A 25,963-nucleotide genomic window follows, 5' to 3' on the forward strand; every position below is an offset into this window, starting at 1 on the left:
ACGTCCTGATCAGGAAGGTGGTGGAGAGCGGTGACCTGCCCGCCGGGAGCGGGCGCCTTACCTCGAGGCTTCGGGGACGCGTCCGCAGCACCTCACACCTGCTGCAGCTCGAGCACCCGCAGCATGTCGAGCACCGTCGCTTGGGGAGATCCCGGCTCGGCCGAGTACACGAGCACGGTCTGGTAGCCGTCCGGGAGCAGCATGGTGTCGCAGTCGAGCGAGATCGTGCCCAGGCTGGGATGCCTGATGCTCTTGGTGGCGGTACGCCATGGGGAGGAGCGCCCCTCCCGCCAGAGCTCGTCGAACCGTGGGCTGCCACGACGTAGTTCCGCGATCAGTCGGACCAAGTCGGGGTCGTCGGGGTAACGGGCCTGTGCGGCACGCAGCGTGCCGACCGAGGCGCGGGCGGCCGCGTCGTCTTCGTCCGGGCCCACGGCGACGTGGCAGCGGCTGCTGCCGAGAAAACGCTGCCAGATGAGGTTGCGTTGCCGCTGCGGCCACGCTGACATGTCGCCCTGCAGCGCTGCCTCGAGGGGGTTCCATGCCAGCACGTCGCCCTTGGCCGACAGGACCAGCACGGGCAGATCCGCCATGCGGTCCAACAGCCGAAGCACGCTCGGCCGTACGACCATCGCGATGCGCCCGGCCTGTGGCGGCTCGTGGCTGGCGAGCCGGAACACCAGGTCGCGATCATCGTCGTCGAGCCGCAGGGCCTGGGCCAGTGCGGCGGCCATTCGCCGTTGGGTTTGACCTGCGGGACTCGCTGCCGGCTTGGACCGCAGACTCGTGCCGAACACCCGGGACTCCTCGCGGGGAACGTGGCGGCTCGCCGTACCTTCCGTCGTACTGGGCCTTTACCGGAGGGTGGCCGGGCACGTGGGACAGTCGGGACATGTGGGAGTGGTTCGCCCGGGAGGTCGCCGAGGCCGGGAAACTGCGGTTGTTCTCCTTCTTCGTGCTGTTCCTGTGCACGTTCCTGTTCATCAGGATCAGCGTGCGCATGATCAGGAAGCAGGTGCGGTGGTGGCCCGGCAACGTCACGCCCGGCGGGATGCACATTCACCACGTCGTGTTCGGGCTGGTGTTCATGTGCCTCGGCGGGATCGGCGGCCTCGCCGTCCATGATGGGCGGTCCTTCGCCGCGGCCGTCACCGCGGCGCTGTTCGGGGTGGGGACGGCGCTGGTGCTCGACGAGTTCGCGCTGGTACTGCACCTCGACGACGTGTACTGGACCGAGCAGGGACGGTTCTCGGTGGACACCGTCTTCATGGCGATCGCGCTGTGCGGGCTCGGGCTGGTCGGCGTCAGCCCGCTGGAGATCGGGGAGGCGCTCGCCAGCGACAACCTCCTCGACGGCGGTGTCATCGTCGGCGCCAACATCCTGTTCGCGGTGATCACGCTGCTCAAGGGCAAGGTCTGGACGGGGCTGGTGGGGATCTACCTCACCCCGCTGGCCCTGGTCGGGGCGGTACGGCTGGGCAGACCCGGATCGCCGTGGGCACGCTGGCGTTACAGGGACGGATCGCGCAAGCTGCGCCGCGCCGAGCGGCGGGAGAAGAAGATCCGCGAGCCGGTGGAGCGCTTCAAGCACACGGTGCAAGACCTGGTCGCCGGGCGCCCGAGCGGCTGAACGGAGCGTCTGTTGCGGCTACCCGCGTAGGGCAGCGCGACCTGTTCAACAAGCCGGCGCGTGAACGCCGAGCCGGGCTGTAGGCCCGCTGGGCCCGAGCAGAGGAGCGGTGGAGTCAGCTTGCGCGGCCTCGCCGGCCGGATCTGATGGACGTTGGGTGATCAAGACATAACTGTTTGATCCGGGTTCCGCCGCGTTGCGCGACCTATCCTGGATATGTATTATCCAGAATATGAAGACGAGCGAGGGCGTGGAGTGGGCGCTGCGCACGTGCCTGAACCTGACCTGGGTCGAGGACGGCCACCCCGTGCCGGCTGCCGCTCTGGCCGACTACTTCAAGCCGCCTCCCGCTTACCTCGGCAAGCAGGTACAGGCGCTAGCGCGGTCCGAGACCGTATCGTCGACCTCCGGCCCGCGAGGCGGGTTCCGGCTTGCCCGCAAGTCGCAGGACATCACTGTGCTGGACGTGGTGGTGGCCATCGAAGGCACTGAAGAAGCGTTCCGATGCCCGAGATCCTGCGCGTGACTACCGGAACACGTGCGTGATCTCCCAGGTCGTGCGGAATGCCGAGCTGGCCTGGCGGAGAGAGTTGGCCGAGCAGACCCTGGCCGACGTGAAGGCCATCGAGTCGCGGTTTCCCGCGGGGCCAGGCCGGTCGCGCCACGGGCCGCGGAACCGGCGAGCCTGAACGTCCCCCTCACGAGGGGCTTTCCTTGGGAGAAATTCTAGATGTTTCCTATCCAGCTAGAGGATAAGGTGCGGGGATGGCCCGCGGTCCTGGCGATAACGCTGGGAATCTTCACCTTGATGACGTCGGAGCTACTGCCCGTGGGCCTGCTCACACCGATCGGCGAGGCGCTGGACGTCTCCGCGGGAACAGCCGGACTGATGGTCACCGTGCCGGGGCTCGTCGCCGGACTGGCCGCGCCCCTGCTCACGGTACGGGCCGCAGCGCTGGACCGGCGGCTCATGCTGGCCGGGCTGGTCGGCCTGATGGCGGTGGCCAACCTGACCTGCGCGCTCGCCCCCAACTTCGCCGTCGTGCTGGCAGCCCGCGTCGCGATCGGGGTGAGCGTCGGAGGCTTCTGGGCCATCGCGGGCGGGCTGGCCGCACGACTGGTGCCGCCCCAGCAGGCCGGCGCCGCGACCGCCGTCATCTTCGGCGGCGTCTCCACGGCCTCCGTGCTCGGCGTTCCAGCCGGAACGCTGATCGGGGAGGCCGCCGGATGGCGGGGTGGATTCGCCGCCGTCGCGGCCCTTGGCCTGGCCGCGCTGGCCGGGCTGCTCCTCCTGGTGCCGCGCCTGCCCTCGCAGAAGACGATCGGCTTCGCCGACCTACCCGCACTCCTGCGGACGAACACGGGCGTGCGGATCGGCCTGGTCGTCACCGTCCTGCTGATCACAGGGCACTTCGCCGCCTACACCTTCATCCGCCCTCTCCTTCACGATCTCGCCGGACTCGACGACAGCCTGATCGGCGCGCTGCTGATGATGTACGGCCTGGCGGGCATTGCCGGCAACTTCGTCGCCGGCCACCGGGTGTCCAGGCAACTGAACGGAACGCTCGTGCTGATCGCCGCCACCCTCGCCGCGGCCACGGCGCTGTTCGCCCTCGCCGCCGCGGGGCCGCTCACGGGCACCGTCTTGCTGGTCGTGTGGGGCCTGGCCTACGGCGGGGTCTCGGTGACGCTGCAGACCTGGATGCTCAGGGCCGCACCCGACATGACCGAGTCAGCGTCGTCACTCTTCGTGGCGGCCTTCAACCTGTCCATCGCCTTCGGCGCTCTGGTCGGCGGGCTCACCGCCGACCGGATCGCCACCGCCGGCGTCTTGTGGGTGGCCTGCGTGCTGGCTCTCGCCGCCACCCTGACCGTCGCCGTTCGCAACAACAAGACGCTCTAACTCATCAGAAGGGACCCAACCATGACACACACCATCATCAACCCCGAGACGCTGCACAACCCGGTCGGATTCGGCTACAGCCACATCGCACGCGCCTCCGGAGAGATCGTCTTCATCGCGGGCCAGTACGCGTCCGACGGCGACGGCCACGTCACCTCCGAGGACTTCGCCGAGCAGGTCAGGCAGTCGTTCGCGAACCTGGGCAGCGCGCTGGCCGCGACCGATCTGGACTACAGCCACGTTGTGCAGATCCGCACCCACATCGTCGGCCACGACGCCGCCAAGCTGGAGATCCTTGCCAAGGCCGTCCATGAGATCTGGGGGGACCTGCCGCCCACGCAGACGCTCACCGGAGTGGCTGCGCTCGCCCTGCCCAGCATGCTGTTCGAGGTGGACGCCGTCGCGCTCGCCGAGGACACCGCCTGAGCGCCGTCCGCCGGCATTCGGGTGCCACCGGAATCGTCTTGGGCACCTGCCCCTGACGCCCATCCCTGAGGTCACCGGCAGGCCGGCTGCCTGCCGGTGACCTACCACTCCCAAGGCTTTGGCGGGGAAGGATCGGCCCGGTGTGGCGTGTGGATGGGGGCGTGTTCCACTCGGTGTGTCACCATCGGCCAAGGCCAGACGAGTGCCTTCCTGCTTCGCACTGACCAGGCCGGCCTCAGCGCTCAGCACAGTCCGGTGCTCGATGAGTTCATCCATGCCAAACGGCGGACGTTCCATGCCCATAGATCCGTGCCAGGCGCTTCTGCATTACAGAAGGCCAGCGCAGCGACTTCGACTCGCCGAGCGCGCCGATCCGGTCGACGTTCAGCTTCAGCCGGCCGCCGGGCTGGACCTCGAAGGAGAGCTTCGCGTCCTGCCCGGCCTCCTCCAGCCGCTCGGCCATCAGCTGCCAGGCCGCGTCCAGCGCCCGCACCCGGCCGACCAGGTGCTCGTCCACCGGACCACCGAGGTCAGCAGCGCGGTGCGCTTCGGCTCCGGGGTGCGCTCCAGGATCGGCACCTTCGACCCCAGCCCGACCCGGGTCAGCGTCGCCAGCCGGTTCGGCGGCACCCGGTCCACCTTCACCCGGCCCAGCCGGAAGGCGGAGATCTCGTCCACCTTCTCCAGGGCCTCCGCCATGCTGGTGCCCGTCGTCCGGGTCGGCGGCCGGCGCAGGCGCTCCAGCTCCGAGATCGAACCGTTCGTACGCCCCGGCCTGCTCATCGGCCAGAAACTCCATCGGCACGCGGCGGACGGTATCGCCAGCCGACCGGCTCATGCGATCTTCGGTCGAAGTCCAGCGGCACGGGCGATCACTGTGCTGGCGAGCAAGATCGTTCTTCACCGCTGACCGGTGCCCGATTGATCCCCGAGGCCGGTGTCGCCGAGGGAGACGAGCAGGCGGCGCAGGAGCACGGGGATCTGGTCGCGGTCGGCGGAGCTCAGGCCCTCCAGCAGCCGCCGCTCGTTGGCGACGTGATGCTCGACGAGCCTGTTGACCAGGCTCAGCCCTTGATCGGTGAGGGAGATCAGGACGCGGCGCCGGTGGGCTGGATCGACGGCGCGGTCGACCAGGCCCTTTTTCTCGAGCTGGTCGATTCGGTTGGTCAGGGCGGCCGAGCTGACCATCGCCGCCGTGCTGAGTTCGCCGGCGCTGAGGACGTGGGGCGGCCCGGAGCGCAGCAGGGTGGCCAGCACATCGAACTCCCAGGGCTCGATGTCGTACAGGGAGAAGTGGTCCTTGATGGCGCGTTCGAGGAGGCGGGAGACCCGGGACAAGCGACCGATGATCTCCATCGGTGAGCAGTCCAGATCGGGGCGCGCCGTCTGCCACTGGCTGATGATCACGTCCACTCCGTCGCGGGGTTCGTCGGTCGTCATCGTGAGTCCTGTCCTGAGCTGTCCTGAGCGTGGGCTTTGTACAGAGGCTAACACTTAGACGTCGAAGGATTTGACTCTTGTGAACGCCATCGTTTAAGTTTTCGACATCGAAATGTTCGAGAGGGGACTTTGATGAAGATCTTGCTTATCGGTGCCAGCGGTTACCTCGGCTCGGCGGTTGCGGACCACCTGGACGAGGCTGGACACCAGATCGTCGAACTGACCCGCGCCACCGACGATCGCCTGGAGAACGGGCGTGAACGGCGTGTCGGCGACCTGACCGATCCGCGTTCGCTCACCCAGGCGGTGACCCCCGACATAGACGCTGTGATCAACATGGCGACGCCCACTGGAGACGCCGAGACTGACGCCGCTGCGATCGCCGCTCTGACGGATCCGCTGCGCGGCACCGGGCGGGCTTTCGTCTACACCAGCGGTGTCTGGGTGCTGGGACCCACCGGGCCCGGCCCCGTTGACGAGCACACCCCTGCCAACCCCATCCCGATCGTGGGATACCGGCCGACGATCGAGCGTCAGGTGCTCGACACCGCCGAGAGCGGTGTGCGCGCCCTGGTGATCCGTCCGGGCATCGTGCACGGCCGGGGTGGTGGCATTCCCGCTCTCCTGGTGAACCTGGCCCGCGAACACGCGGCGCCGAGGTTCGTCGGGGAAGAGGCGGTGCGCTGGCCCATGGTGCACGTCGACGACCTCGCCGACCTGTTCGTCGCCGCAGTGGAGCGGGCGCCCGCCGGGTCGCTCTGGCACGGTGTGACCGAGACCGCGGTCGCCGTCCACGACCTCGCTTCCGCGGCCGGACGCGCCGCCGGTGTCCAGGTGCAACCGCAGGGCTGGCCGCTTGACCAGGCGCGTGAGGCGCTCGGCGCCCTGTTCGCCGACGCCCTCGCCCTCGACCAGAGCGTCAGCGGCGACGCCGCACGCGACAAGCTCGGCTGGCGTCCCCGGCGCGACGGCGCGATCGCCGACCTCGTCGACGGCTCCTACCGGTAGGACGACGGCACCACCCCCGGATCAGCCCCACGACAACGCTTGACCAGCGCCCGGTGGCCACGGGCCGGGCGTGCGGCCCTGGCGGCCGGTCCCGGCCCGCACCCCCCGTACGGCGCCTTCCAGCGGTTGACAGTAGATCAACCCGTCCATATCAATCGATGAGTAGACCGACCGTTCTATCTATGAGGTGTCAGCATGTCGTTCCGTACCACCACCGAGGTCATCGACCGATTCAACCGCGCCTTCACCGATCACGACCCCGACCTGCTCACCGACCTGATCGGCGAGGACTGTGTGATGGAGGCGGTCCAGCCGGCCCCCACCGGAGAGCGCGTCGAGGGTGGCGAGGCCTGCCTGGCCTGGTGGCGGACGCTCGTCGAGGACCGCACCACCCAGTTCGAGCCTCAGGAGGTCGTGATCGCCGCCGACCGGGCGACGATCCGCTGGCACTACCGATTCGGCGACGGTCCCACCGACTGGGTGAGCGGGGTCAACCTCATGCGGGTGCGCGACGGCGTGATCGTAGAGGCCCTCGGTTACAGCAAGACCGCGGGCGAGGTCCCCCTGGCCACCGAGCGGAAGCCCAAGAATGCGTAGTTATCACCTCGACAGCGGTGCCGGAATCGACGGCCTGGCGATCCGGTGGCACGACGATCCCGTCCCCGGTCCCGGGCAGGTCCTCGTCGCGGTGCGTGCCGTCTCGCTCAGCTACCGCGAGCTGATGGTGCTGCGCGGCGACTACGTGCTGCCGGTGAAGCCGGACGTGGTGCCGGTCTCGGACGGAGCCGGTGAGATCGTCGCGATCGGCTCCGGTGTCCGTACCGCGCGAGTCGGCGACCAAGTGACGGCCACGCTCTTCCCGAGCTGGCAGGACGGCCCGTTCGGCGCCCAGCACCTGCCGCAGCGGGGCGGCTCCCTGGACGGCATGCTGACCGAGCTCGCCGTGATCGACGAGGACGCCCTCGTGCCGATTCCCGATCACCTCTCCTACGAGGAGGCCGCGACATTGCCCTGCGTCGCGGTCACCGCGTGGAACGCCCTGACCGGTGACGGCGACGGCCTCCGGCCAGGCCAGACACTGCTCGTGCAGGGATCTGGCGGGGTATCGCTGTTCGCGCTCCAGTTCGCCAAGGCGCTCGGCGCCCGGGTGATCGCCACGACCAGCAGTCCGGCCAAGGCCGACCGGCTGGCCGAACTCGGCGCCGACGCGATCATCGACTACCGGGCCACCCCCGACTGGCCGGACATGGTCCGGGAGCTGACCGCGGGCCAAGGGGCCGACCGCATCGTCGACGTCACGGGCCTGCTGGATCAGTCACTCAAGGCAGTGGCGATGGCGGGCCACATCGCCTGCGTGGGCTTCGTCTCCGACACCGCGCCGCCGATCGACCCCCGGGTGCTGTTCGCCTCCGGGGCCACGGTGCGCGCCGTCGCCGTCGGCAGCCGCGCCCAGTTCCTCGCGATGAACCGCGCCATAGAAGATCACCGGCTCCGTCCCGTCATCGATCGGGTGTTCGCCTTCGACGACGCCCCCGATGCCTACCGCTACTACGCGTCGGGCAAGGCCCTGGGCAAGGTCGTGATCAGGCTCTGAAGCACCTGACCGCGGCCGGGGTCAGCCGTAGGCAGATTGTCATTTCGTTGGATGTGGTGTCCGGGCTGTCTGCGGGGTGGGAGCCCGCAGGAGGTGGCGCCAGTCGGCGGGCCAGTTGGCCAGCGCGAGGATGCCCATGATGACGAGATGGGTCGGTGCTGCCCAGCTCTCCGCCGCTGGGTCGTGGTGGATGATGTGGGTGGTGATCGCGCCGCTCGGGCCTTCGGCCGCGTTCGCTACGAGCAGCTGGGGGCCGAGCCGATCCGGACGGTGGATCTGCCCCACCTGTGCGGCCTGTCGGACACGGCGACGGACAAGGGGTTGAAGATCCTCGGGGAGTTCGGCGTGGCCGAGCGGCTTCGCATTCAGCACTCATGGTGGCGGGCTGGGATCCAGCCCGCCACCAGTGGCCGCGCTCAGTCGCCGGCCAGGGTCCCGCCCAGAGGGGTGCGCTCGTAGCGCACGGATCGGCCGGTCCGCGTCCGCGTGACCAGGCCAGATTCGCGCAGCACGGCCAGGTGGCCGCCGACTGCGCCCAGGCTGAGACCCAGCTGGCGGACCAACTGCGTGGTCGTCGCCGGCACCGCGAGCGCCCGCAGCACCTGCGCGCGGTGCGGGCCGACCAGCCGCGCCAGCGCCGCCGCACCACCCTGCGGGGGCGGCGGCCCGAGCAGGTTCACGACGCCACGCGCCGGATACACCAGGGCGTACGGCCAGGGCGGCTCGACGTAGCTGATGAGGGTGCCGAAGACGGTCGGCATCAGCAGCAGTCCCTTGCCGCCCAGCCGGTGCCGCTCCCACTCGTTCCGGGGGCCGGTGCGCACCTCGATCACACCGTCGGCCCCCTCGGAGCGCCAGCCCACCCGCGGATCCAGGTCGGACAGCGCCGCGGCCCAGCCGTACATGGCGAGGTGCCCGGCGCGGTGCACCAGGTCGCGCTCCAGCACCGTACGCAGCCGCGGCCAGTCGGGCTCGACCAGCGCGTGCCAGGTCGCCTCGATCGCGTCCGAAAGCCGGGTGAGCACGTCCGGGGCGGCCAGGATCTGCTGGACGTGGCGCGGCGGCGTACGCAGCCCGACCAGGTTGCGGGCGATCTCCACGCGAACCTGGCGCAGCGGGGTCGCCCGCACCGCGGCGAGTTCGACGGCGAAGTCGTCGCCGGGGCTCGAAGGCGGAGGATGGATGAAGTCGGCGTTGTAGCCGCCGCGGCGGAACAGCGTTGTCAGCGCCGCGACCGCGGGCGTCTCACGGAGCAGCCGCGCGTAGCGCGGCGCGATCCGCTCCGCCCAGGGCCGCAGCGGCCCGGCCGGCTGCTTGCCCGCCGCGACCCGCAGCGCGTTCATTGCTTCACCCAGCGGTGAGATCGCGTAGCGGGTGTGCGCCACGTCGACCGGCCCGACTTCGATGGCAAGCATCTTTCGCCTCCACGCGAAAGCTTAGCGCCTCCGCCTGCACCGCCCCGAGACTGGCCCGCATGACGACCCTCCAGGCCGCACCGGCGCGGGCCACCTACCGCGAAGTGTTCGCGGTAGGCCAGTTTCGAGTGCTGTTCACCGGCTACACGCTCTTCCTCGGCGGCGAGACGGTGAAGATGCTCGCGCTCTCGGTGACCGTCTACGCCAGCACCGGCTCGCCTCTGCTGGCCGCGCTGGCCTACGTCGCCGGCTTCCTGCCCTACGCCCTCGGCGGCACGCTGCTGCTGGCGTACGCCGACCGGTGGCCGCCGCGGGCCGTGATGGTCGGCTACGACCTGGTCCGCGCCGCGGTCGCCGCTGTGCTCGCCGCCGGGCTGCTCTCTCCCACCGCGATGCTGGTGCTGGTGTTCGTCACCGGCATCCCCAGCGCGGTCGCTTCCGCGGCGCGCAGCGCGCTGCTGCCCGAACTGCTCGACGGCGACCGGTACGTGCTCGGCCGGGCCGTGTTCTCCATGGCCGCCGGCGGCACGCAGGTGCTCGGCTTCGCCGTGGGCGGGATGCTGATCGCGGCGCTCGGCCCGTACGGCGCGCTCTGGATCACCGTGGCGAGCTGCCTGCTGTCCGCCGCGCTGCTGCGCCTGCGGCTGGCCGAGCGGCCGCGCCGCGGCACGGCCGCAGGGTACGCGGTACGCGAGACCTGGCGCGTCAATCGCGAATTGCTGCGCCGGCCGGCGATCCGTTCGCTGCTGCTGGCCCAGTGGCTGCCGCCCGCGCTCGTGGTCGGCGCCGAGGGCGTGCTCGTCCCGTACGCCGTCCAGATCGGCATGCCGGACTCGGCAGGGCTGCTGTTCACCGCCGTGGCGCTCGGCATGCTCACCGGCGACCTCGTGATCGGCCGGCTGGTCACCCCGGAACGAAGGGAACGGCTGGCCGGGCCGCTGGCACTGCTGCTCGGCGCGCCGCTGCTCGGGTTCGTGCTCTCGCCGGGGCCGGTCACCGCGGCGCTGCTGCTCGCCGTGTCCGGGTTCGGGGTCGCCTACCAGCTGGGGCTGGCCCGGCGCTTTCTGAAGGCGGTGCCGGAGGCGAACCGAGGCCAGGCCTTCGGGCTGGCGCTGACCGGGACCATGACGTTGCAGGGGCTGTTCGCGGCCGGCGGCGGGGCGCTGGGCGAGGTGGCAGCGCCCGGCCTGGTCGTCGGCGCGGCGGGCGCGGCGTCCCTGCTGGCCGTATTGAGTCTCTGGCGCGTGCTCGCGTCGCCGAGGGCGTAGCAGCTGCCCGGCTTCGGGATCTCTGAAGCTGAGAGGTCAGCCGACGATCTCCTCGTGCGGTATCGCCGACAACGCCTGGGCGGCGCGCAGGAATGCCTGCCGATCAGCCGCGGAGAGCGCGGCGAGCACCCGGTCCTCGTTCGCCTGAATGTCGGCCTGGGCCGCCCTGCGCGCCGATCGGCCGTCCTGCGTGATGGCCAGCAGCCGGGCGCGCCGGTCCTCCGGGTCGGGTTGGCGGGAGATCAGCCCGGCTTCCTGCAACCGGTCGAGCGTGCTGATGATGCGCGTCTTGTCCGCGCCGATCGCCTCCGCCAGAGCGGCCTGGGTGCGGATCGGGCTGTCGTCCAGTGCGCTGAGCACGACATAGCTCCACATGGAGATGCCGTGCTCCTCCAGCACCCGAAGCTCCGCGGCGATCAGGGACTTCACCAGAGGCTGCAGCATCGCGGCGAGGTCACGACGTTCGGTCACCAACCTACGATATCCCTTGACTTACGATAAGCAAGTGCACATCATAAGCGAATGCATAGCAAATCCTCGACCGCCCCGCTCCACCCTCTGAGTAACGGCGCCGAGCTCATCGCGCTCGACGAGCAGGCCGTCCGGACCAGCATCGAGGTGGTGGCAAAGGTCACGACCGCGGACCTGGCGAGACCCACCCCCTGTGCCGGATGGAGCCTGCACGACCTGCTCGCGCACATGGCCACGCAGCATCACGGCTTCGCGGCGGCCTCCCGTGGCGAGGGCGACCCCGCCTTGTGGGGGCTGCGCTCCCTGGGCGACGACCCGGTCGGAAGTTACCGGTCCGCAGCCGAGCACGTCCTGGCCGCCTTCGCCGCTGACGGTGTGCTCAGCCGGTCGTTCCCGCTGCCCGAGATCAGCGCCGACCGCCCGTTCCCCGCGACGCAGGCGATCAGCTTCCACTTCATCGACTACGTCGTGCACACCTGGGACGTGGCGAAGACCTTGGACCTCGCGGTGGAGTTCGAGCCCCGACTGCTCGACGTGGCGCTCGCCGTCGCCAGGGCCGTACCGGGCGGTGAAACCCGTCTCGTCCCCGGCGCCGCCTTCGCGCCGGAAGTGGCGTGGTCGAGCGGGTCACGTCTGGACGAGATCGTCGCCGTCCTGGGCCGCTCTCCAGACTGGTCCCGAGACTGAACCTCACGCTTTCCGCACCCCTTGCCCGGATCGCGGACCACGTCAGAGGGCGTGGCCTCCCGCGACCTGGAGCACCTGGCCAGTGATCCACCGCGCCTGGTGGGAGGCGAGGAAGACGGCCGCGTCGGAGATGTCGGAGGGCTCTCCGACACGTCCCATGGGGATCACCGACGTGGAGTGCTCGACGATGGCCTCCGTCATCCAGCCGGTCTGCACGGGGCCGGGCGCGACCGCGTTGACCCGGATCCCTCGGGGCCCCAGGTCCAGCGCGGTGGCCCGGGTGAGAGCCTCGAGCGCGGCCTTCGAGGTGCCGTACCCGATCTGCCCGGGAAAGGCGCGCGCGGCATCGGTGGAGATGTTGACGACGCACAACGGGACCCCCGCGATATGGCGCCTGGCCACCTCGGCGATCAGCAGGGCCGGGGCCACGGCGTTGACGCGGTAGTGCCGTTCCAGCGACGCGGCGTCGAACGTGTCGAGGGTGTCGGCGCTCTCGCAGTGCGCGGCGTTGTTGACGAGCACGTTGATCGGCCCGAGACGTCGTTCGACGGCGTCGACGAGCCGCCTGGCGGAGTCGGGGTGGGACAGGTCGGCGCTGACGGGGACCCCGCCGAGCTCGGTGGCGAGCCGCTCGGCTGACGCGGCGCTCGGGGTGAGGTGGGCCCACGCCGTACCGTCAGGCGGGGGTGGCTCCTGCGCGAGATAGTGGACGGCGACGCGAGCCCCCTGCGCGGCGAAGGCCCGGCTGATCGCGCCGCCGATGTTGCCGCCTCCGCCGGTGACGAGCACGTTCTGCCCGGAGAGCTGGGGGTCGATCACGCTCTTGCTCCGTTCTGGTCGGATGTCGACGCCGGACACCACCCCGGTTCGGGGAGTGACCGCCTTGTCGACGGCTACCACAGGCGGGGGAGGCCTGGCAGCGTCCTCGCATGCCGTGATTTCCTTGGAGGGCCGCTGATGTCCCGCCGGGCGGCAGCCACCGGCAAAGGACGTGATCAGAAACGCATATGGCCACCGTAGGCACCGATCCGCGCCACGGGCAACTCGATGACCAGGTCACCGGTGCCCGACTCCGGCGAGGCACACCGCCTCGCGTTCGGGTTCGCCTCTCGTGGGCGACGGCGTTCACCTTTCGCAGGCAGCGAGCGCCAAAGCGGCTTCGTCTTCTCCCTGCCCTTGCCGGAGGACCTGGTGGCGGTGCCAGTCAACGCCCCGGGCCTCATGACGAGCGCCCCGCTCAGGAATGTGGGTCGTGCTGGCTGCCAGGGCGAGGGAGTGCAGCTCCGGTCCGATCAGCTTCCGGCTGGTAGTCATTCTGAGCTCCGTAGTCATTCTCAGCTTCGGGGCGACGGTGATCAGCTGGGCGGTGGTACTGAAACCCTGGACGGCTGCGTTCGGAGGGCTCAGCGGGCGAGGCGCAAGGATGTTCAAGACCGGGGGAGGGGTGGCCGGGCAGCCTGGACGCATGACAACGCACACACCCGCGATCGCTGAAATTTCCGCCCACGTCATCGACTGCGCGCGTCCCGCCCCGTTGGCCGAGTTCTATCGCTCGGTTCTGGGCGGGCGGATCACGCACAGCGACAACGACTCCGCCTACCTGGACGCGGGCCAGGCACAGCTCTCCTTCATGCGGGTCGAGGGCCACCAGGCGCCTGCCTGGCCGGGCGGCACCAAGCAGGCGCATCTCGACCTCAAGGTCACCGACCTGGAGGCGGCGACCAAGGAACTGCTCGACCTCGGCGCGACGAAGCCCGACTTCCAGCCGGGGGCGGGCGAGTGGATCGTGCTGGCCGATCCGGAGGGGCACGTCTTCTGCATCGCCGCGTGACCCGGCCCGACGGGAGCCGCCACTTCCGTTCGTCTCCCAAGAGCGCCGAGATGGCGTAGTCCCGCTGGGAGCCGTCGAAACCAGACTCCCCGCGGGACTGCGGAAACGGCCCTCTGCGGGCGGGAACGGCGCTGCTGCGGGACTGTGGGAGCGGCCTGTGGCGCGGCCTCTCTGTGAGACTGTCGGCGCAACCTGCCCAGCAACGTGGAACGTGCGGGGCGGCGGCGCGTCCGGCCTCCGTTCCGCTTCCGCGAGTTGCGCCCTGTCAGGGGGTTCTCCGGATGCTGGGCCTCCTGGCCCACGCAACCGGCCCAGCGCGGCCCGGTCACGGCGCTTCGTCGTGTCCACGGCGTCTCCCGGTCACCGAGCTTGCGCATTCCGGCGTGCCCCGGTCACGCCGCCCCCGGCATCCCGACGTGTCCGGGTCCCACGGTCTCCATGTGTTTCGGCGTAGTCCAGCACACGGTCTCGTGGCGTGGAGGCGTGCCCAGGTAGGGCCGCCTATAGCGTCCCGACGTGTCCGGGGTCTCACGGTCTTCGTGTGTTTCGGTGTGGTGCGGCAGACGGTCTCGTGGCGTTCGAGGGGTGCCCTGGTCGGGCGGTCTCTAGGGTCCTGGCGCGTCCGGTCTCGTGGTCTTCGTGTATTCCGGGTTAGCCCGGCACACACGGTCTCCCGGCATTCCAGGGGTGCCCAGGTCGCGCGATCTCTAGCGTCCTGGCGTCTTACAGGCACGTAGCGTTTCGGCGGTCCGGTGTGGTCGAGCTGAGCGGGCTGCTGATGTTTCGGTGTGTCGGGCTGCGGGGGTCCTGGTGTTCCGGCGTATCGGGCTAGGCGGTGTCATCGCCTTCCGGTATGCGCAGGTCGGGCGGCGTTCTCGCGCCCCGTACTGCCGGTTACCGTAGCGTCCGCATGCTCCGGATCCCGGCCGGAGTGCGAGGTCTGCGTGCTGGTCTGCTCTGGATGGTTGCCGGCACGGGACCGCGGGGTCGCGGGGCGTTCCGGTTGGCCGAGGCCCCCGAGTGGGTGAGACCTCGGCCAGCCGGAACGCGAGGTCAACCTCCCACCGCCTCAGTCCGAGCTGATCGCCTGGGTGGGGCAGCCGGTGGTGGCTCGCCGTACCTCGGGACCCGTGGCGTTCTCGTCGAGCAGCACCACGCGTCCGTCGTCCTCGTCCTGAGCGAACACCTCGGGCGCGGCCAGTGCGCACTGGCCGGACGAGGCGCACCGCTCGCGGTCTACCTTGATCACCACTCCACCTCCAGCCGGTGCACGCCGTAGATCGCCATGTCGCTCTTGAACGGCACCTTCTCCAGCGGTACGGCCAGCCGCAGGCCGGGCAGCCGCCGGAACAGCGCCGGGTAGGCGATCTCCATCTCCAGCCTCGCCAGGTTCTGCCCCAGGCACTGGTGCGGGCCGAAGCCGAACGCCACGTGTGGCGCCTTCGGCCTGGACACCTCCAGCACCTCGGGCCGGTCGAGCAGAGCGGGGTCGCGGTTGGCGGCGGCCAGCGAACAGGTCACGAACTCGCCCTCCCTGATGATCTGCCCGTCGAGCTCCAGGTCGGTGGAGGCGCGCCTGAACATTCCGACGTCGACGATCGAGAGATAGCGCAGCAGTTCGTCGACCGCAGTCTTGGCCGCCTCGGGGCTCTGCCGTACGAAAGCGAGCTGGTCGGGATGCTGGAGCAGCAGCAGGGTGCCGAGCGAGATCATGTTGGCCGTCGTCTCGTGACCCGCGATGAGCAGCAGTATCGCGATCCCGACCAGTTCCTCGTCGCTGAGGCCGCTCTCGAGCAGGTCGTCGAGCAGGCCCTCGCCCGGCTCGGCGCGCTTGCGGGCGATCAGCTCCGCCAGGTAGCCCCCGAGCCGCATCATCGCCTCCTCCAGCTCCTCCTGGGTGCCGGTGAGGGTCAGCAATTTGGTGCCGGCCTCCTGGAACGACGCGCGCTCGGCGTAGGGCACGCCGAGCAGCTCGCAGATCACCAGCGAGGGGATCGGCAGCGCGAACTCCGCCACCAGATCGGCCGGGCGCGGCGCCCGCTCCAGCGCGTCGAGCCGTTCGGTGACGATCTGCTCGATTCTCGGACGCAGCCGCTGCATCCGCTGGACGGTGAACCGTCCAGTCAGCAGCCGCCTGAGCCTGGTGTGCTCGGGCGGGTCCATCTGAATGAACATTCCCAGCTGGGGCTGTACGGCATGCAACGGCACGTCGAGGAAGCCGCCGTCGATCTCCGAACTGAAACGGGTGTCGCCCAGGACCTGCCGGACCAGGTCGTGCCTGGTCACCAGCCAGACCTGGTCGCCGTTCGACAGGCGAACCTTGCTCAGCGGCTCGTCGGCCATCCCGGCGGGCGGGTCGAACGGGCAGGCGCCTCGGTCAGTGGGTATCGCTCTCATCGGTCCGCTCCTTGTTTCGATTCTGTGCTCTGAGAAGGTGAAAGTGGACGATCCAGCGGGTGTTCCTCGATGACGGTGCCGAGGCCACGCAGGGTGAACAGGGCGGTGACGGCGACGACGGCCACCGCCACACCGCAGATGAGGGAGGTGACGTTGACGGCCTGCACGAACGCGGCCGAGGCCGCCGCGACCACGCCGGCCGCCAGCTCCACGGGCAGGGACGCCGCCGCGTGCAGCGCCGTACCGATGGAGTCGCGGGCGGCGTCAACGGCCTCGGCGGGAAGCCCGACCGGCAGGCGCAACGTCTGCCGGTAGATGCCGCCGAGCAGGCTGCCGATCAGCGCGATGCCGAGGGCGGCGCCCAGCTCGTAGGCGGTCTCGGCGATCGCGGAGGCCGAGCCGGCCCGCTCCTTCGGCACGGTCGCCAGCACGGTGTCGGCGGTCACGGTGAACGACAGCCCCGCGCCGATGCCGATGAGGAGCAGCGACCCGAGCACCACCGGATAGCCGGACTCCGTGGGGAGCAGCACGAGCACCGCCAGCCCTGCCGCCGACAGCCCGAGCCCCACGGAGATCGCCACCGCTCTGCCCCACGCCATCGCAAGCCTGCCCGCGAGGAGCGCCGCGACCATGGAGGCGCCCATGGCGGGCAGCTGGGCGAGACCGGCCTGCAGCGGTGTCCAGCCGAGGACGAACTGCAGGTAGAGGGAGAGGAAGAACAGCGTGCCCACCAGCGCGAAGACCGCGACCATGTCGCCGCCGACCGCCCCGGAGAACGCCCTGCGCCTGAACAGGCTGACGTCGATCAACGGGTGAGTGAGCCTGCTCTGCCGTCTCCAGAACAGGATCAGCGCGCCCACGCCGACCACCGCGGCCACCAGGACGCCGGTCTGGGCGACCCCCGTGTGCGCCGCCTCCTTGACGGCGTAGATGACGCCGATCACGCCGACGACGGACAGCAGCACGCTGCGCAGGTCGAGCGGCCCGGGATCGGGGTTGCGGGACTCGGGCAGCGTGAGCGCGGCGACGATCAGGACGACGACCATCACGGGAACGTTGATCAGGAAGACCGAGCCCCACCAGAAGTTGTCGAGGAGCAGCCCGCCCAGCAGTGGCCCCGCCGCGGCGCCGGCCGTCGTGACCGAGCTCCACAGCCCGATCGCGGTGGTGCGCTCGCGAGGGTCGGTGAACAGGTTGCGGATGATCGACAGGGTGGACGGCATGATGGTGGCGCCCGCCACGCCCAGCACCGCTCGCGCGACGATGAGCAGCTCGGCCGTGGGAGCGTAGGCGGTGGCCAGCGAGGCCAGGCCGAAGGCCGCCACCCCGATGAGCAGAACGCGTTTCCTGCCGAACCTGTCGCCCGCGTTGCCCGCGGTGATCAGCAGGCCGCCGAGTACGAACCCGTAGATGTCGGCGATCCAGAGGATCTGGGTGCTGGTCGGTTGCAACGCCTCGGTCAGGCGCGGGATCGCCAGGTGCAGCACGGTGCCGTCGATCGCGATGAGCGAGACGGCGAGGCACAGGGTGGCCAGGGCTGCCCAGCGTCTGGTCCTGCTCACGGGTGTCATGCCGTCCACGCTGGACCATGGCGCGCACGCGGCTCGCACCCCGCACGCACGAGCCCGCACGAGCCCCCGCATCGGCCTCGCACGCGACGTGCGCGCCAGAACGCAGGTGATCGTGAGGGGCTCTACAGGAAGCCGCTCACCGCCCGGCGGCCGTAGGGGAAGCAGGTCAGCGCGGCGCGCCGTAGTGCGGACGGCGCGTGACAGGCAGCACGGGAAGTCGCTCAGTACGCGGCGGACCGTACCGGAGGCCGGTCGGCATGCGGGGGGTTGTGCGGGCTCTTGTGCGGGGCGGACTGTACGGGAGGCCGGTCGGCATGTAGGGGGTTGTGCGGCGTCTTGTGCGGGGCGGGTTCTGCGGGAGCAGGGCAACGCGGTAGGTCGGCGGGATGCGGGGGACAGCGTTGCGCGCGGAAGTCCTGTGCGCGGGTTCGACCTGCGGGCTGCCGTGAGCGACCCGGGCCGCGACTCGTACGAGGCATGACCTGCGCCGCCGTCGAGACCTGGAGGCGCAGTAGGGTCCGCCCAACCGAGGGCCCTCTCGGCGGTCGAGTCGAAGCGGGCCGCTCGCCGATGGAGGGTGGTCGCGGTCGTGCGGGTGGTGGGCAGGCCCGCGCCAGGAAACGCTTTGCCTCGCTCAGGCCAAGCAGTGATGTAAGGGCGAACGACGAAGGGAGCGAGGCCAGTGCGCCTCAACGAAGACCCCGCGGCCTTTGAGGCCTTCTATCGCCGTCACATCGATGCTGTCATGCGGTTCGTCGTACGCCGGGTGAACGATCCTCACCTGGCCGCCGACCTGACCGCCGACATCTTTCTGGCGGCCTTGGACTCAGCGCACACCTACCGCCCTGGCAGGGGCAGCGAGATCGCATGGTTGTACGGCGTGGCACGCAACGTCGTATCCGCCCAGCTGCGCAGGACGGCGAGGGAGGCCCAGCTGACCAGCCGTGTGGCAGGCAGGCGGCTGATGGACGATGACGATCTCGGCAGGATGGTCGAGAAGATCGACGCCGAACGGCAGATGCGGCACGCCCTGGAGGCGATGCGGGACCTGCCCGAGGGCGAGCGGGCCGTACTCGAGCTCGTGGCGATCGACCAGCTCTCTGTCGCGGAGGCGGCAGCGGCCCTGGGCATCAGGCAGGTGACCGCGCGAGTCCGTCTGCATCGGGCAAGACGTGCCCTTCTGGAGGTCGTTTCGCCGTCGGCTGTGTATGTGGAGGGACAGGCATGAGCAACTTCGAGGAGCGCCTGCTCAGCGCGCTCAAGGACGACATGGCCAGCGAGAACCTGGTCACGGTGACGCCGGCGCGGCGCGGCCACGGCCGCCTGCTGGGGCTGGCCGCCGCGGTGACGGGGGCCGCGGCGGCCGCCACGCTGGTGCTGTACGGCGGGACGGCGAGCCCGGCCTTCGCCGTCGAGAAGCAGGCCGACGGCTCCATCGAGGTGCGGATCAGCGAGTTCCGCGACCCCGAGGAGCTGGAGCGGAGGCTGAGGGACGAGAACGTCAACGCCGACGTCACCTACCTGCCGGCGGGCCAGACCTGTAAGGCGCCCAGGGGCAGGGCCAAGGCCTCGGGCGGAAGGTTCGAGGCGAGCGTCGGCAGCGTCGAAGGCGGCGGAGGCATCGTCTTCAAGATCAAGGAGGGCGAGATCATCGCGGGACAGACGCTTGTCATGACGGTCTCCTCCGACCCCGAGCACCTTGACCGTCCGCCGGTCGGGATGGCGCTCGAGGTGGTCGAGGGGACGGTGGGCCCCTGCGAGGTGGTCCCGATGCCCCTGCCCACGCCGGGCAAGGGGGAGGCCAGGATCGACAAGCGGGACGACAGCCACGGCCCCGGCACCGGCGAGGAGGGCAGGCGCGGCAAGGCCGAGAACAGGACCGACGGCCCCGGCACCAGCGAGAAGGACGGCTGACACGAGCCGGTCGGCGGCCCGCGCAACGGGCCGCCGACCGGCGCCGCCGCGCTCGACATCGATGTGCGGGAGCTGGGGGACGGTCTGCTGGATGGACAGCCCTCGCGCACGACGCCGCAGCGACGACACGCGGTGAAGGAGGCGTCACCTGGATGCGCTGACCGGGCGGGGAACCGAGTGACCGAGGAGTGGATACCAGCGTCGCCTGGAATCGCCGGAGCAGCCTCCGGTGTGGTGGAAGTGGTTGGTGCCGCCCTCCCCGGCCCCGGAAACACCGGGCGAGGGAGAGGGCGTGACACGCGCAGAGGGGGTCAGAAGGGCAGCAGGTCGGTGACCTGGTCGCGAGGTGTCGAGCAGCCACGCTGGTAGGACCGCTCGAACGCCGCGTCGCCCAGCACCCGCCGGGCCTCGCCCGCCGTACGGACCACATCGGGCCCGTCGGTCACAGCGGCGCCGCGCAGCGACACCGCCGCCCCCAGCAGGAAGGCCGCGCGAGCGGCCGACCCTTCGCGAAGCACCAGCTCGGCCATGGCTTCCACCGCGCCGGAGGCGCCCGGCAGATCGAGGACGTCGACCAGGAGGTCGTAGGCCTCGCGCAGCCGCGCTCCCACGCCCTCCACCCTGCCGAGCCCGATCAGGATGCGACCCCGCGTCTCTTGCGCCCCGAGCCAGTGCGCCTCGCAGCCCGTCATGGCCGCCATGTAGAGCTCGGTCGCCCGCGCGGGGTCGCCGCCCAGCCGCGCCAGTTCGGCCAGCCCGTGGGTCGCGATCGCCTCCGCCTCCGAGCCCGGCAGACGGCGCGCCATGGAGGCGGCCCGCTCCAGCTCCACCTCGGCGGCGGCGAGGTCGCCCGCGCGGGCCAGCTCGGCTCCGCGGCGCGACATCAGCAGCGCGGTGTCCTCGGTGGCGCCGAAGGGCGCGATCACCTCCAGCGCCTCCTCCGCCATCGCTATCGCCTCCTTGTGCTCGCCGCGCCATCCCGACAGCTCCGACAGCTGGAGCATCGCCTGACCCACGCCCCACCTGTCGCCGGCCATGCGGAAGGTGTCGAGCGCCAGCCGCAGCTCGCGCTCACCCGCCTCGACCTCGCCGGCGCCCAGCCGCAGGTAGCCGAGCAGCAGCCGGGCGAAGGCCCTTGACCAGGGGTCGGAGGCGGTGGTGGCGGCCAGCAGCGCGGGCAGCAGCAGGGTGTAGTTGCCGGAGGCGATCGCCGGATAGGGCCTGACCATGGCGATCAGCGGGTGGCGCGGCGGCTCGGCCAGACCGCGCGCGAGGCGCTCGGCGTTGTCCAGACGCTCCCGCGTCTCCTCCAGCGGCCGCCCCGTCGTCACCATCTGCAGCGCGCACATGATGTGGTCCTCCGCCAGGCCCTCGGGAGGTTCGGGCCCCACCAGGTCGAGCACCTCGGCCGACAGCAGCGCCCCCTCGTGCCGCAGGCCGCGCAGCCACCAGTACATCCACATGTCGGCGGTCAGGCGCAGCGCCATCTCGGCCCGCCCCGTGTCGATGGCCCAGCGCAGCGCCGCGCGCAGGTTGTCGTGCTCGGCCGCCAGCTCGGCCAGGCGGCGCAGCTGGTCGGGTCCGCGAAGCTGGGACTCGGCGGAGGCGGCCATGCGGGTGTAGTGCTCGGCGTGCGCCTGCCTGACGAGCTGCTCCTCACCCGACTCGGCCAGCCGTTCGGCGCAGAAGGCCCTGACGGTCTCGAGCATGCCGAAGCGCCCGCCGTCGGCCTGCACGATCGACTTGTCGACCAGCGCGGAGAGCAGGTCGAGGTCGCCGCCGCAGACCCGCTCGGCCGCCTCGGCCGTCGTGCCGGAGACGAACACCGACAGCCTGGCGGCCAGGGTGCGCTCCGCGGGGTCGAGCAGGCCCCAGCTCCACGCGACGACCGCGCGCAGCGTGCGATGGCGGGGCAGCGCCGTACGGCTGCCGCCGGTCAGCAGCCTGAAGCGGTCGTCGAGCCTGGCGGCGACCTCGGCGGGGGTGAGCGCCCGCAGCCTGGCGGCGGCCAGCTCGATCGCCAGCGGCAGCCCGTCGAGCGCCCTGCAGATGCGCAGGACGGGCTCGAGGTTGTCGCCGGTGACGGTGAAGCCGTGGCGGACGGCCGCCGCCCTGTCGGCCAGCAGCCGCACCGCGGGGTGCTCGCGCGCCTGCTCGAGGTCGAGACCGTGCGGCGGCTGGGGGAGCGGGGCGATGGGCAGGACATGCTCGCCGTCGATGTTCAGCGGCTCACGGCTGGTGGCCAGCACGCGCACGCGCGGGCACTCGGCGAGGATCCGGTCGACGAGCAGCGCGGCCGCCTCGACGAGGTGCTCGCAGTTGTCGAGGACGAGCGTGACGCGATGGTCGCCGAGCGCCGTCACCAGCGCGTCGACAGGCGGCACCCCACGCGGGAGGGACATCGACGCCGAAGGGTCCTGGCGCGCGGCCGACAGCGGGCCCGGTGGTCCGGAGTGGCCGTACGGCAGGCCGAGCGCGGTGAGCACCGCCAGCGCGACGTCGCTGCCGGGGCCGAGCGGGGCCAGCTCGACGAAGCACACCTCCCCGAGGCCGTGGGCCGCCTCGGCCGCCTCGACGGCCAGCCTCGTCTTGCCCGCGCCGCCGGGCCCCGCGAGCGTCAGCAGGCGGCCTCGGCCGAGCAACCGGCCGACCAGGCGAAGCTCGTGGTCGCGCCCGACGAAGCTGGTCAGCCGCGGTCTGGGCGCCCGGGGCCGCAGCGCCGACACCGCGCCGAGGGCCTCGGCGGAGACGGACGCCGCCGGCAGGCGCCCCACGGCGAGCGGGTCGCCGGAGGCGGCGGGCGAGGCCACGGCGGAGGGTGGTTCGTCGCGCAGCAGGCTCAGGTGGAGGGCGGCCAGCTCGGGCGAGGGGTCGGCGCCCAGCTCCTCGGCCAGCGTCTTGCGCGCCTCCTCGAACACCTCCAACGCCTCCGCCCTGCGCCCCGACCTGGCCAGGGCGAGCATGAGCTGACCTCGCAGCCGCTCCCTCAGCGGCTGCCGCCGCACCAGCTCGCCCAGCTCGGAGACCAGCTCGGCGAGTGGGGCGCAGCCCGTGAGCAGGTCGGCCTCGACCCGGTCCTCCACGGCCGAGAGGCGCAGCTCCTCCAGCGTGGCGGCCTCCGCCTCGGCGAAGGGCAGCGTCAGTACGTCGGCCAGCGCGGGGCCGCGCCACAGGCCGAGCGCCTCACGCAGCAGCCGCGCCCGCTCACCCGGTGAGGACACCCTGCGCGCCGCGGCCACCGCGTGCGTGAACAGGTGGGCGTCGACCTCAAGCGGATCGACCACCAGCCGGTAACCGGCGGGCCCGAGCTCCAGCGGCACCCCCACCAGCCCCCGCAACCGCGACACCTGCGACTGCAGCGCGTTGACCGTGCCCGAGGGCCCGTAGAGCGCCTGGACCAGCCGGTCGACGGAGACGACCCGGCCCGCCTCCAGCGCCAGCAGCACGAGCAGGCCGCTGAGCCCCGCGCCTCTCACAGGGACGCCGGAGACCTCTGTCGGGCCGAGCACGCCGAATCTCATACCTCGATTGTCGCCACCTCTGGCCCCGCCGACGATTTAGAATCACATTCTGTGGATAATCTCGGGGCGTTCTTCGCCCTCACCAAAGGCGAGTACGTCCCCGCGCCGCACGCGCACAGCCCCTGGGCCGTCGACATGCTGCACGGCCGCCTGCTCGGCGGCCTGGCCGCCAGGGCCATCGAGGCCGAGCACGGCGAGGAGGGGCTGCACTTCGCGAGGCTGACCGTCGACCTGTTCCGCAACAGCCCGCTGCTCCCGCTGACGGTGGAGACCGTCAGGGTCAGGGACGGCCGCAGGATCAGGGTCGCCGACGCCGTCCTCTCGACCGAGCAGGGCCAGGTCGCCAGGGCCAGCGCCGTCCTGCTGCGCAACGGCGAGCAGCCCCCCGGGGCGCTGACCCACACCAGGGCGTGGGAGGAGCCGCTGCCGCAGGGCCCGCCGCCGCCAGGAGGGCCGCCGCTGCCGTTCGAGCTGTGGCAGCTCACCGGCTGGGGCGAGCGGCCGGGGCCGCACAGGGCGTGGGTCAGGGAGGTCCGCCCGCTGGTGGAGGGCGAGGAGGTCTCGCCGTTCACGCTGGCCGCGCTGGCCGCCGACTTCGCCAGCCCGCTCAGCAACGTCGGCACCGAGGGCCTGCACTACATCAACGCCGACTACACCCTCACCCTCAGCCGCCTGCCACGCAGTCCCGAACTCGGGCTGGAGACCATCGGCCACCTCGGCAACGAAGGAGTGGCGCTCGGACAGTGCGTCATGCACGACGCGCAGGGACCGATCGGGTACGTGACGGTGACGGCGGTGGCCAACCCTCCTAGCCGAGCGTTGCGGTGACCAGGGTCCAGTCGAGGAGGGCGGCGGCGGTGTTGCCGCCTGCCGTCGCGCTCACCCAGTGGGTGGCCTGCGGGCGCTCGCGGCTGTCCTGAACCACCCAGCTCGCGCCGGTGTCGGCGCCGTCGGCGAACAGCCTGGCCACGCCCGCGCTGTCGACGCTGACCCGCCAGAGCCCCGCGCGGCCCCTGTGCACGCGTTCCCACCGGGAGGAGCCCTTGGGCATCGCCCAGACCTCTCCCTTCTGGACGGTCATCATGAGCCTGCGGGCGCCGTTGGCGACCTTGGTGCCGAGGCTGACGCCGAGACCGGTGACCGGGTCGAGGGCGCTGTCATCGACGACCCTGCCGCTGAACTCCACCGTGAAGTCGCACGACTCGGTGATCTCCAGCGGGACGGTGGCCGAGCCGCGCAGGTCGAGCCTGCCGTCGGTGACGCGGCTGCCCGACAGCGTCCAGCCCGCCCACGGCAGTCCCGCGAGGTTGTCGGTGACCTCGGCCGTGGCCCGTCCCGTCAGGGTGACCTCGCCGAGGCCGGGCCCGGGCGGGAGGCGCCAGCGCAGGCCGGTGTCGGTGAGGTCGCGCCACAGACCGGCCTCGCCGCGCCGGTCGGCCACCACCCGCCAGCGCGTCCCTCCGGGCTCCAGGACGGCGCGCCCGTCCAGCGACACGCCGCCCGCTCCCACCGCGAGGGTCATCCGGCCGGCGAGCGTGAGCTCGAAGTCGTCGCCCTCCACGGTGGCCACGAACCCGGCGGGCGGCATCTGGGGCGCCGAGCCGGGGCCGGACAGCCGGACACCGGTGAAGGCGCGGGTCAGGTCGAGCCTGGCGACCCTGATCGCGATCTGGTTGTGCTCCCAGACGACGAAGAACCGGCCCGGTGCGTACTCCTGCGCGCTGGCGTAGACGTCCCAGCCCCGCGCCGCGTCCCTGGTCAGCCTGGTTCCGTCGGCGAACAGCCGTCCGGGCCCCCACGGGGAGCCCTGCGGCTTCACCTTGTAGTGCAGCACCTCCCGGTACTGCTCGGGCCTCTCACCCCTGAAAGGGCCCGCCAAGGTGTTGTAGATCGTGAGATACCGCCCCTCGGCGTCCGTGGTAAAGAACCCCTTGACGTAATAATTCGGGAGCTGGGGGTCCAGGGACATCGGTTCCCAGGTGAGTCCCCCGTCCGCGCTCCTCGACACCGCCGCGTGCGCCGCGTGGGCGCGGTACCTCGCGTCCCTGGCCTCCGGCGACGAGCCGCCCCGCAGGTCGAGCGCCCTGGCCACCATCACCAGGCCACCCTCCTGGGCGGGCGCCACCTGAGGCTCCTCCACCCCGATTCCCCGCGGGGGCTCGGCCAGCCGGCCCGAGCGCCACGTCCGCAGGTCCGTCGATCGCAGCACCCCTGCCCTGGTGCCGCTCCCCGTCTGCCGCCAGTACGGCAGCAGCCACACACCCTCGTGCCTGATCGGCTTGCCGGCCACGACGACACCCCTGCCGTTGTCCGGCACCTCGACCGTGAGGGGAAAGTCCTCCCATGTCGCACCCGCGTCGGCGCTGCGCCTGGCGACCATCCTGACAGGGAAGCCGTCGACGTTGCCCGCGCTGTCGCGGTCCTCGCTGATCGTGATGCGTCCCAGCAGGGCGTAAAGCACACCGGAGTCGTTGAGGAAGATCACGTAGTGGTAGCGGTGCGTGTCCGTCGCCGCCGCCAGCGTCCCCGTGGTCCAGGTGCGCCCGCCGTCGGCCGAGCGGGCGAAGCCGATCGAACCCTGGTCGGCCGGTGTGGCGTCCATGGGGTCGGCCACCCCCGACCTCCAGCCGACCACCAGCGTGTCCTGATCGAGCACCGCGATGTCCGGAACCCTGTTGCCCTCGTGCGCCAGCTCTCCGTCCGCACGTCTGTCCGCCGTGGCGAAGACCGTCACCGGCTCGCTCACGCACGGCCCCACCACATCCGCTTCGGGCCACTTCACCCACCCATCTTCCGTCGCAGCCGTGCCCGCGGGTGAGCGTGCTCACCCGAAGTTCACCCGCCTGCCGCTGTACGGCAAGCCTCCGACAGCCCACCGTAGTCACCG

27 protein-coding genes are annotated in these 25,963 nt (G+C 71.2%); 14 read left to right on the forward strand and 13 right to left on the reverse strand.

The features are described 5' to 3' along the window. Nucleotides 1-92: 92 nt before the first annotated feature. Nucleotides 93-734, reverse strand: coding sequence for an MmyB family transcriptional regulator (locus tag ABFX55_RS03235; RefSeq protein ID WP_346117444.1), 642 nt, complete (start codon nucleotides 732-734; stop codon nucleotides 93-95). Nucleotides 735-892: 158 nt separating this feature from the next. Between ABFX55_RS03235 and ABFX55_RS03240 the strand changes: the two genes are divergently transcribed. From ABFX55_RS03240 to ABFX55_RS03255, 4 genes are all read left to right on the forward strand, one after another. Next, nucleotides 893-1,630 carry a hypothetical protein gene (locus tag ABFX55_RS03240; protein ID WP_346117446.1) on the forward strand — a complete coding sequence of 246 codons (738 nt, stop codon included), beginning with the start codon at nucleotides 893-895 and terminating at the stop codon, nucleotides 1,628-1,630. A 232-nt stretch (nucleotides 1,631-1,862) separates the two neighbouring features. Then, nucleotides 1,863-2,156: an RrF2 family transcriptional regulator gene (locus ABFX55_RS03245; protein WP_346117448.1), complete on the forward strand. Its 294-nt coding sequence runs from the start codon at nucleotides 1,863-1,865 to the stop codon at nucleotides 2,154-2,156. 204 nt (nucleotides 2,157-2,360) lie between these two features. After that, nucleotides 2,361-3,533: an MFS transporter gene (locus ABFX55_RS03250; protein WP_346117450.1), complete on the forward strand. Its 1,173-nt coding sequence runs from the start codon at nucleotides 2,361-2,363 to the stop codon at nucleotides 3,531-3,533. Nucleotides 3,534-3,554: 21 nt separating this feature from the next. Next, nucleotides 3,555-3,959 carry a RidA family protein gene (locus ABFX55_RS03255; protein WP_346117452.1) on the forward strand — a complete coding sequence of 135 codons (405 nt, stop codon included), beginning with the start codon at nucleotides 3,555-3,557 and terminating at the stop codon, nucleotides 3,957-3,959. A gap of 268 nt (nucleotides 3,960-4,227) precedes the next feature. Here the strand turns inward: ABFX55_RS03255 and ABFX55_RS03260 are convergent, their stop codons facing one another. Both ABFX55_RS03260 and ABFX55_RS03265 read right to left on the reverse strand, forming a co-directional pair. After that, on the reverse strand, nucleotides 4,228-4,476 hold the full coding sequence (locus tag ABFX55_RS03260; RefSeq protein WP_346117454.1) for a hypothetical protein: 249 nt from the start codon (nucleotides 4,474-4,476) through the stop codon (nucleotides 4,228-4,230). Next, on the reverse strand, nucleotides 4,422-4,658 hold the full coding sequence (locus ABFX55_RS03265) for a hypothetical protein (RefSeq protein ID WP_346117456.1): 237 nt from the start codon (nucleotides 4,656-4,658) through the stop codon (nucleotides 4,422-4,424). The genes ABFX55_RS03260 and ABFX55_RS03265 overlap by 55 nt, the downstream gene beginning before the upstream one ends. On the opposite strand from ABFX55_RS03265, the gene ABFX55_RS03270 reads away from it, so the two are divergent. Beyond that, the gene (locus ABFX55_RS03270; RefSeq protein ID WP_346117457.1) at nucleotides 4,657-4,869 is read left to right on the forward strand and encodes a hypothetical protein; all 213 of its coding nucleotides are present in this window, start codon (nucleotides 4,657-4,659) and stop codon (nucleotides 4,867-4,869) included. The two genes, ABFX55_RS03265 and ABFX55_RS03270, sit on opposite strands and share 2 nt — an antisense overlap. Here the strand turns inward: ABFX55_RS03270 and ABFX55_RS03275 are convergent. Beyond that, nucleotides 4,860-5,399: a MarR family winged helix-turn-helix transcriptional regulator gene (locus ABFX55_RS03275; RefSeq protein WP_346117459.1), complete on the reverse strand. Its 540-nt coding sequence runs from the start codon at nucleotides 5,397-5,399 to the stop codon at nucleotides 4,860-4,862. The two genes, ABFX55_RS03270 and ABFX55_RS03275, sit on opposite strands and share 10 nt — an antisense overlap. A 132-nt stretch (nucleotides 5,400-5,531) precedes the next feature. Here ABFX55_RS03275 and ABFX55_RS03280 point away from each other — a divergent pair, with 132 nt between their 5' ends. The 3 genes from ABFX55_RS03280 to ABFX55_RS03290 all read left to right on the forward strand — a co-directional run bounded on the left by ABFX55_RS03280 (nucleotide 5,532) and on the right by ABFX55_RS03290 (nucleotide 8,001). Next, complete coding sequence (locus tag ABFX55_RS03280; protein WP_346117461.1) at nucleotides 5,532-6,407, forward strand: NAD-dependent epimerase/dehydratase family protein; 876 nt, start codon at nucleotides 5,532-5,534, stop codon at nucleotides 6,405-6,407. A gap of 195 nt (nucleotides 6,408-6,602) precedes the next feature. Further along, nucleotides 6,603-7,004 (forward strand): nuclear transport factor 2 family protein, encoded by a 402-nt coding sequence (locus ABFX55_RS03285; protein ID WP_346117463.1) that lies wholly within the window; start codon nucleotides 6,603-6,605, stop codon nucleotides 7,002-7,004. Next, the gene (locus tag ABFX55_RS03290) at nucleotides 6,997-8,001 is read left to right on the forward strand and encodes a zinc-dependent alcohol dehydrogenase family protein (protein WP_346117465.1); all 1,005 of its coding nucleotides are present in this window, start codon (nucleotides 6,997-6,999) and stop codon (nucleotides 7,999-8,001) included. Before ABFX55_RS03285 ends, ABFX55_RS03290 begins: the two co-directional genes overlap by 8 nt. Before the next feature lie 39 nt (nucleotides 8,002-8,040). Here the strand turns inward: ABFX55_RS03290 and ABFX55_RS03295 are convergent, their stop codons facing one another. Continuing rightward, nucleotides 8,041-8,373, reverse strand: a complete 333-nt coding sequence (locus ABFX55_RS03295; protein WP_346117467.1) for a hypothetical protein — start codon at nucleotides 8,371-8,373, stop codon at nucleotides 8,041-8,043. Between the two features lie 44 nt (nucleotides 8,374-8,417). Further along, nucleotides 8,418-9,416: an ArsR/SmtB family transcription factor gene (locus ABFX55_RS03300; RefSeq protein WP_346117469.1), complete on the reverse strand. Its 999-nt coding sequence runs from the start codon at nucleotides 9,414-9,416 to the stop codon at nucleotides 8,418-8,420. Nucleotides 9,417-9,475: 59 nt separating this feature from the next. Between ABFX55_RS03300 and ABFX55_RS03305 the strand changes: the two genes are divergently transcribed. Further along, nucleotides 9,476-10,684 carry an MFS transporter gene (locus tag ABFX55_RS03305; protein WP_346117471.1) on the forward strand — a complete coding sequence of 403 codons (1,209 nt, stop codon included), beginning with the start codon at nucleotides 9,476-9,478 and terminating at the stop codon, nucleotides 10,682-10,684. 36 nt (nucleotides 10,685-10,720) lie between these two features. Here the strand turns inward: ABFX55_RS03305 and ABFX55_RS03310 are convergent, their stop codons facing one another. Then, nucleotides 10,721-11,155 (reverse strand): MarR family winged helix-turn-helix transcriptional regulator, encoded by a 435-nt coding sequence (locus ABFX55_RS03310; protein ID WP_346118289.1) that lies wholly within the window; start codon nucleotides 11,153-11,155, stop codon nucleotides 10,721-10,723. Nucleotides 11,156-11,206: 51 nt separating this feature from the next. Between ABFX55_RS03310 and ABFX55_RS03315 the strand changes: the two genes are divergently transcribed. Next, nucleotides 11,207-11,842: a TIGR03086 family metal-binding protein gene (locus tag ABFX55_RS03315; RefSeq protein WP_346117473.1), complete on the forward strand. Its 636-nt coding sequence runs from the start codon at nucleotides 11,207-11,209 to the stop codon at nucleotides 11,840-11,842. A 42-nt stretch (nucleotides 11,843-11,884) separates the two neighbouring features. Here the strand turns inward: ABFX55_RS03315 and ABFX55_RS03320 are convergent, their stop codons facing one another. Beyond that, nucleotides 11,885-12,661: an SDR family NAD(P)-dependent oxidoreductase gene (locus ABFX55_RS03320; protein ID WP_346117475.1), complete on the reverse strand. Its 777-nt coding sequence runs from the start codon at nucleotides 12,659-12,661 to the stop codon at nucleotides 11,885-11,887. 646 nt (nucleotides 12,662-13,307) lie between these two features. Here ABFX55_RS03320 and ABFX55_RS03325 point away from each other — a divergent pair. Beyond that, the gene (locus ABFX55_RS03325; protein WP_346117477.1) at nucleotides 13,308-13,673 is read left to right on the forward strand and encodes a VOC family protein; all 366 of its coding nucleotides are present in this window, start codon (nucleotides 13,308-13,310) and stop codon (nucleotides 13,671-13,673) included. A 1,069-nt stretch (nucleotides 13,674-14,742) separates the two neighbouring features. Here the strand turns inward: ABFX55_RS03325 and ABFX55_RS03330 are convergent. Genes ABFX55_RS03330 through ABFX55_RS03340 form a run of 3 tightly spaced genes read right to left on the reverse strand, consistent with a single transcriptional unit; the run spans nucleotide 14,743 to nucleotide 17,641 of the window. Then, nucleotides 14,743-14,922 carry a ferredoxin gene (locus ABFX55_RS03330; protein WP_346117479.1) on the reverse strand — a complete coding sequence of 60 codons (180 nt, stop codon included), beginning with the start codon at nucleotides 14,920-14,922 and terminating at the stop codon, nucleotides 14,743-14,745. Beyond that, complete coding sequence (locus ABFX55_RS03335) at nucleotides 14,919-16,070, reverse strand: cytochrome P450 (RefSeq protein WP_346117481.1); 1,152 nt, start codon at nucleotides 16,068-16,070, stop codon at nucleotides 14,919-14,921. Before ABFX55_RS03335 ends, ABFX55_RS03330 begins: the two co-directional genes overlap by 4 nt. Next, complete coding sequence (locus ABFX55_RS03340; RefSeq protein WP_346117483.1) at nucleotides 16,067-17,641, reverse strand: MFS transporter; 1,575 nt, start codon at nucleotides 17,639-17,641, stop codon at nucleotides 16,067-16,069. The genes ABFX55_RS03335 and ABFX55_RS03340 overlap by 4 nt, the downstream gene beginning before the upstream one ends. Before the next feature lie 682 nt (nucleotides 17,642-18,323). Between ABFX55_RS03340 and ABFX55_RS03345 the strand changes: the two genes are divergently transcribed. Together ABFX55_RS03345 and ABFX55_RS03350 are read left to right on the forward strand one after the other, a co-directional pair. After that, complete coding sequence (locus ABFX55_RS03345; protein WP_183643943.1) at nucleotides 18,324-18,869, forward strand: RNA polymerase sigma factor; 546 nt, start codon at nucleotides 18,324-18,326, stop codon at nucleotides 18,867-18,869. Continuing rightward, nucleotides 18,866-19,555, forward strand: a complete 690-nt coding sequence (locus tag ABFX55_RS03350; protein WP_346117485.1) for a hypothetical protein — start codon at nucleotides 18,866-18,868, stop codon at nucleotides 19,553-19,555. Before ABFX55_RS03345 ends, ABFX55_RS03350 begins: the two co-directional genes overlap by 4 nt. A gap of 311 nt (nucleotides 19,556-19,866) precedes the next feature. Here the strand turns inward: ABFX55_RS03350 and ABFX55_RS03355 are convergent, their stop codons facing one another. Next, complete coding sequence (locus ABFX55_RS03355) at nucleotides 19,867-23,076, reverse strand: AfsR/SARP family transcriptional regulator (protein ID WP_346117487.1); 3,210 nt, start codon at nucleotides 23,074-23,076, stop codon at nucleotides 19,867-19,869. A gap of 51 nt (nucleotides 23,077-23,127) precedes the next feature. Between ABFX55_RS03355 and ABFX55_RS03360 the strand changes: the two genes are divergently transcribed. Further along, nucleotides 23,128-23,904 carry an acyl-CoA thioesterase domain-containing protein gene (locus tag ABFX55_RS03360; protein ID WP_346117489.1) on the forward strand — a complete coding sequence of 259 codons (777 nt, stop codon included), beginning with the start codon at nucleotides 23,128-23,130 and terminating at the stop codon, nucleotides 23,902-23,904. Here the strand turns inward: ABFX55_RS03360 and ABFX55_RS03365 are convergent. Beyond that, nucleotides 23,885-25,858, reverse strand: a complete 1,974-nt coding sequence (locus ABFX55_RS03365; RefSeq protein WP_346117491.1) for a sialidase family protein — start codon at nucleotides 25,856-25,858, stop codon at nucleotides 23,885-23,887. The two genes, ABFX55_RS03360 and ABFX55_RS03365, sit on opposite strands and share 20 nt — an antisense overlap. Between the last annotated feature and the right edge of the window lie 105 nt (nucleotides 25,859-25,963).

Origin of the sequence: Nonomuraea roseola (genome assembly GCF_039535395.1) — a bacterium.
In the GTDB taxonomy this organism is placed as follows: Bacteria; Actinomycetota; Actinomycetes; order Streptosporangiales; family Streptosporangiaceae; genus Nonomuraea; species Nonomuraea roseola.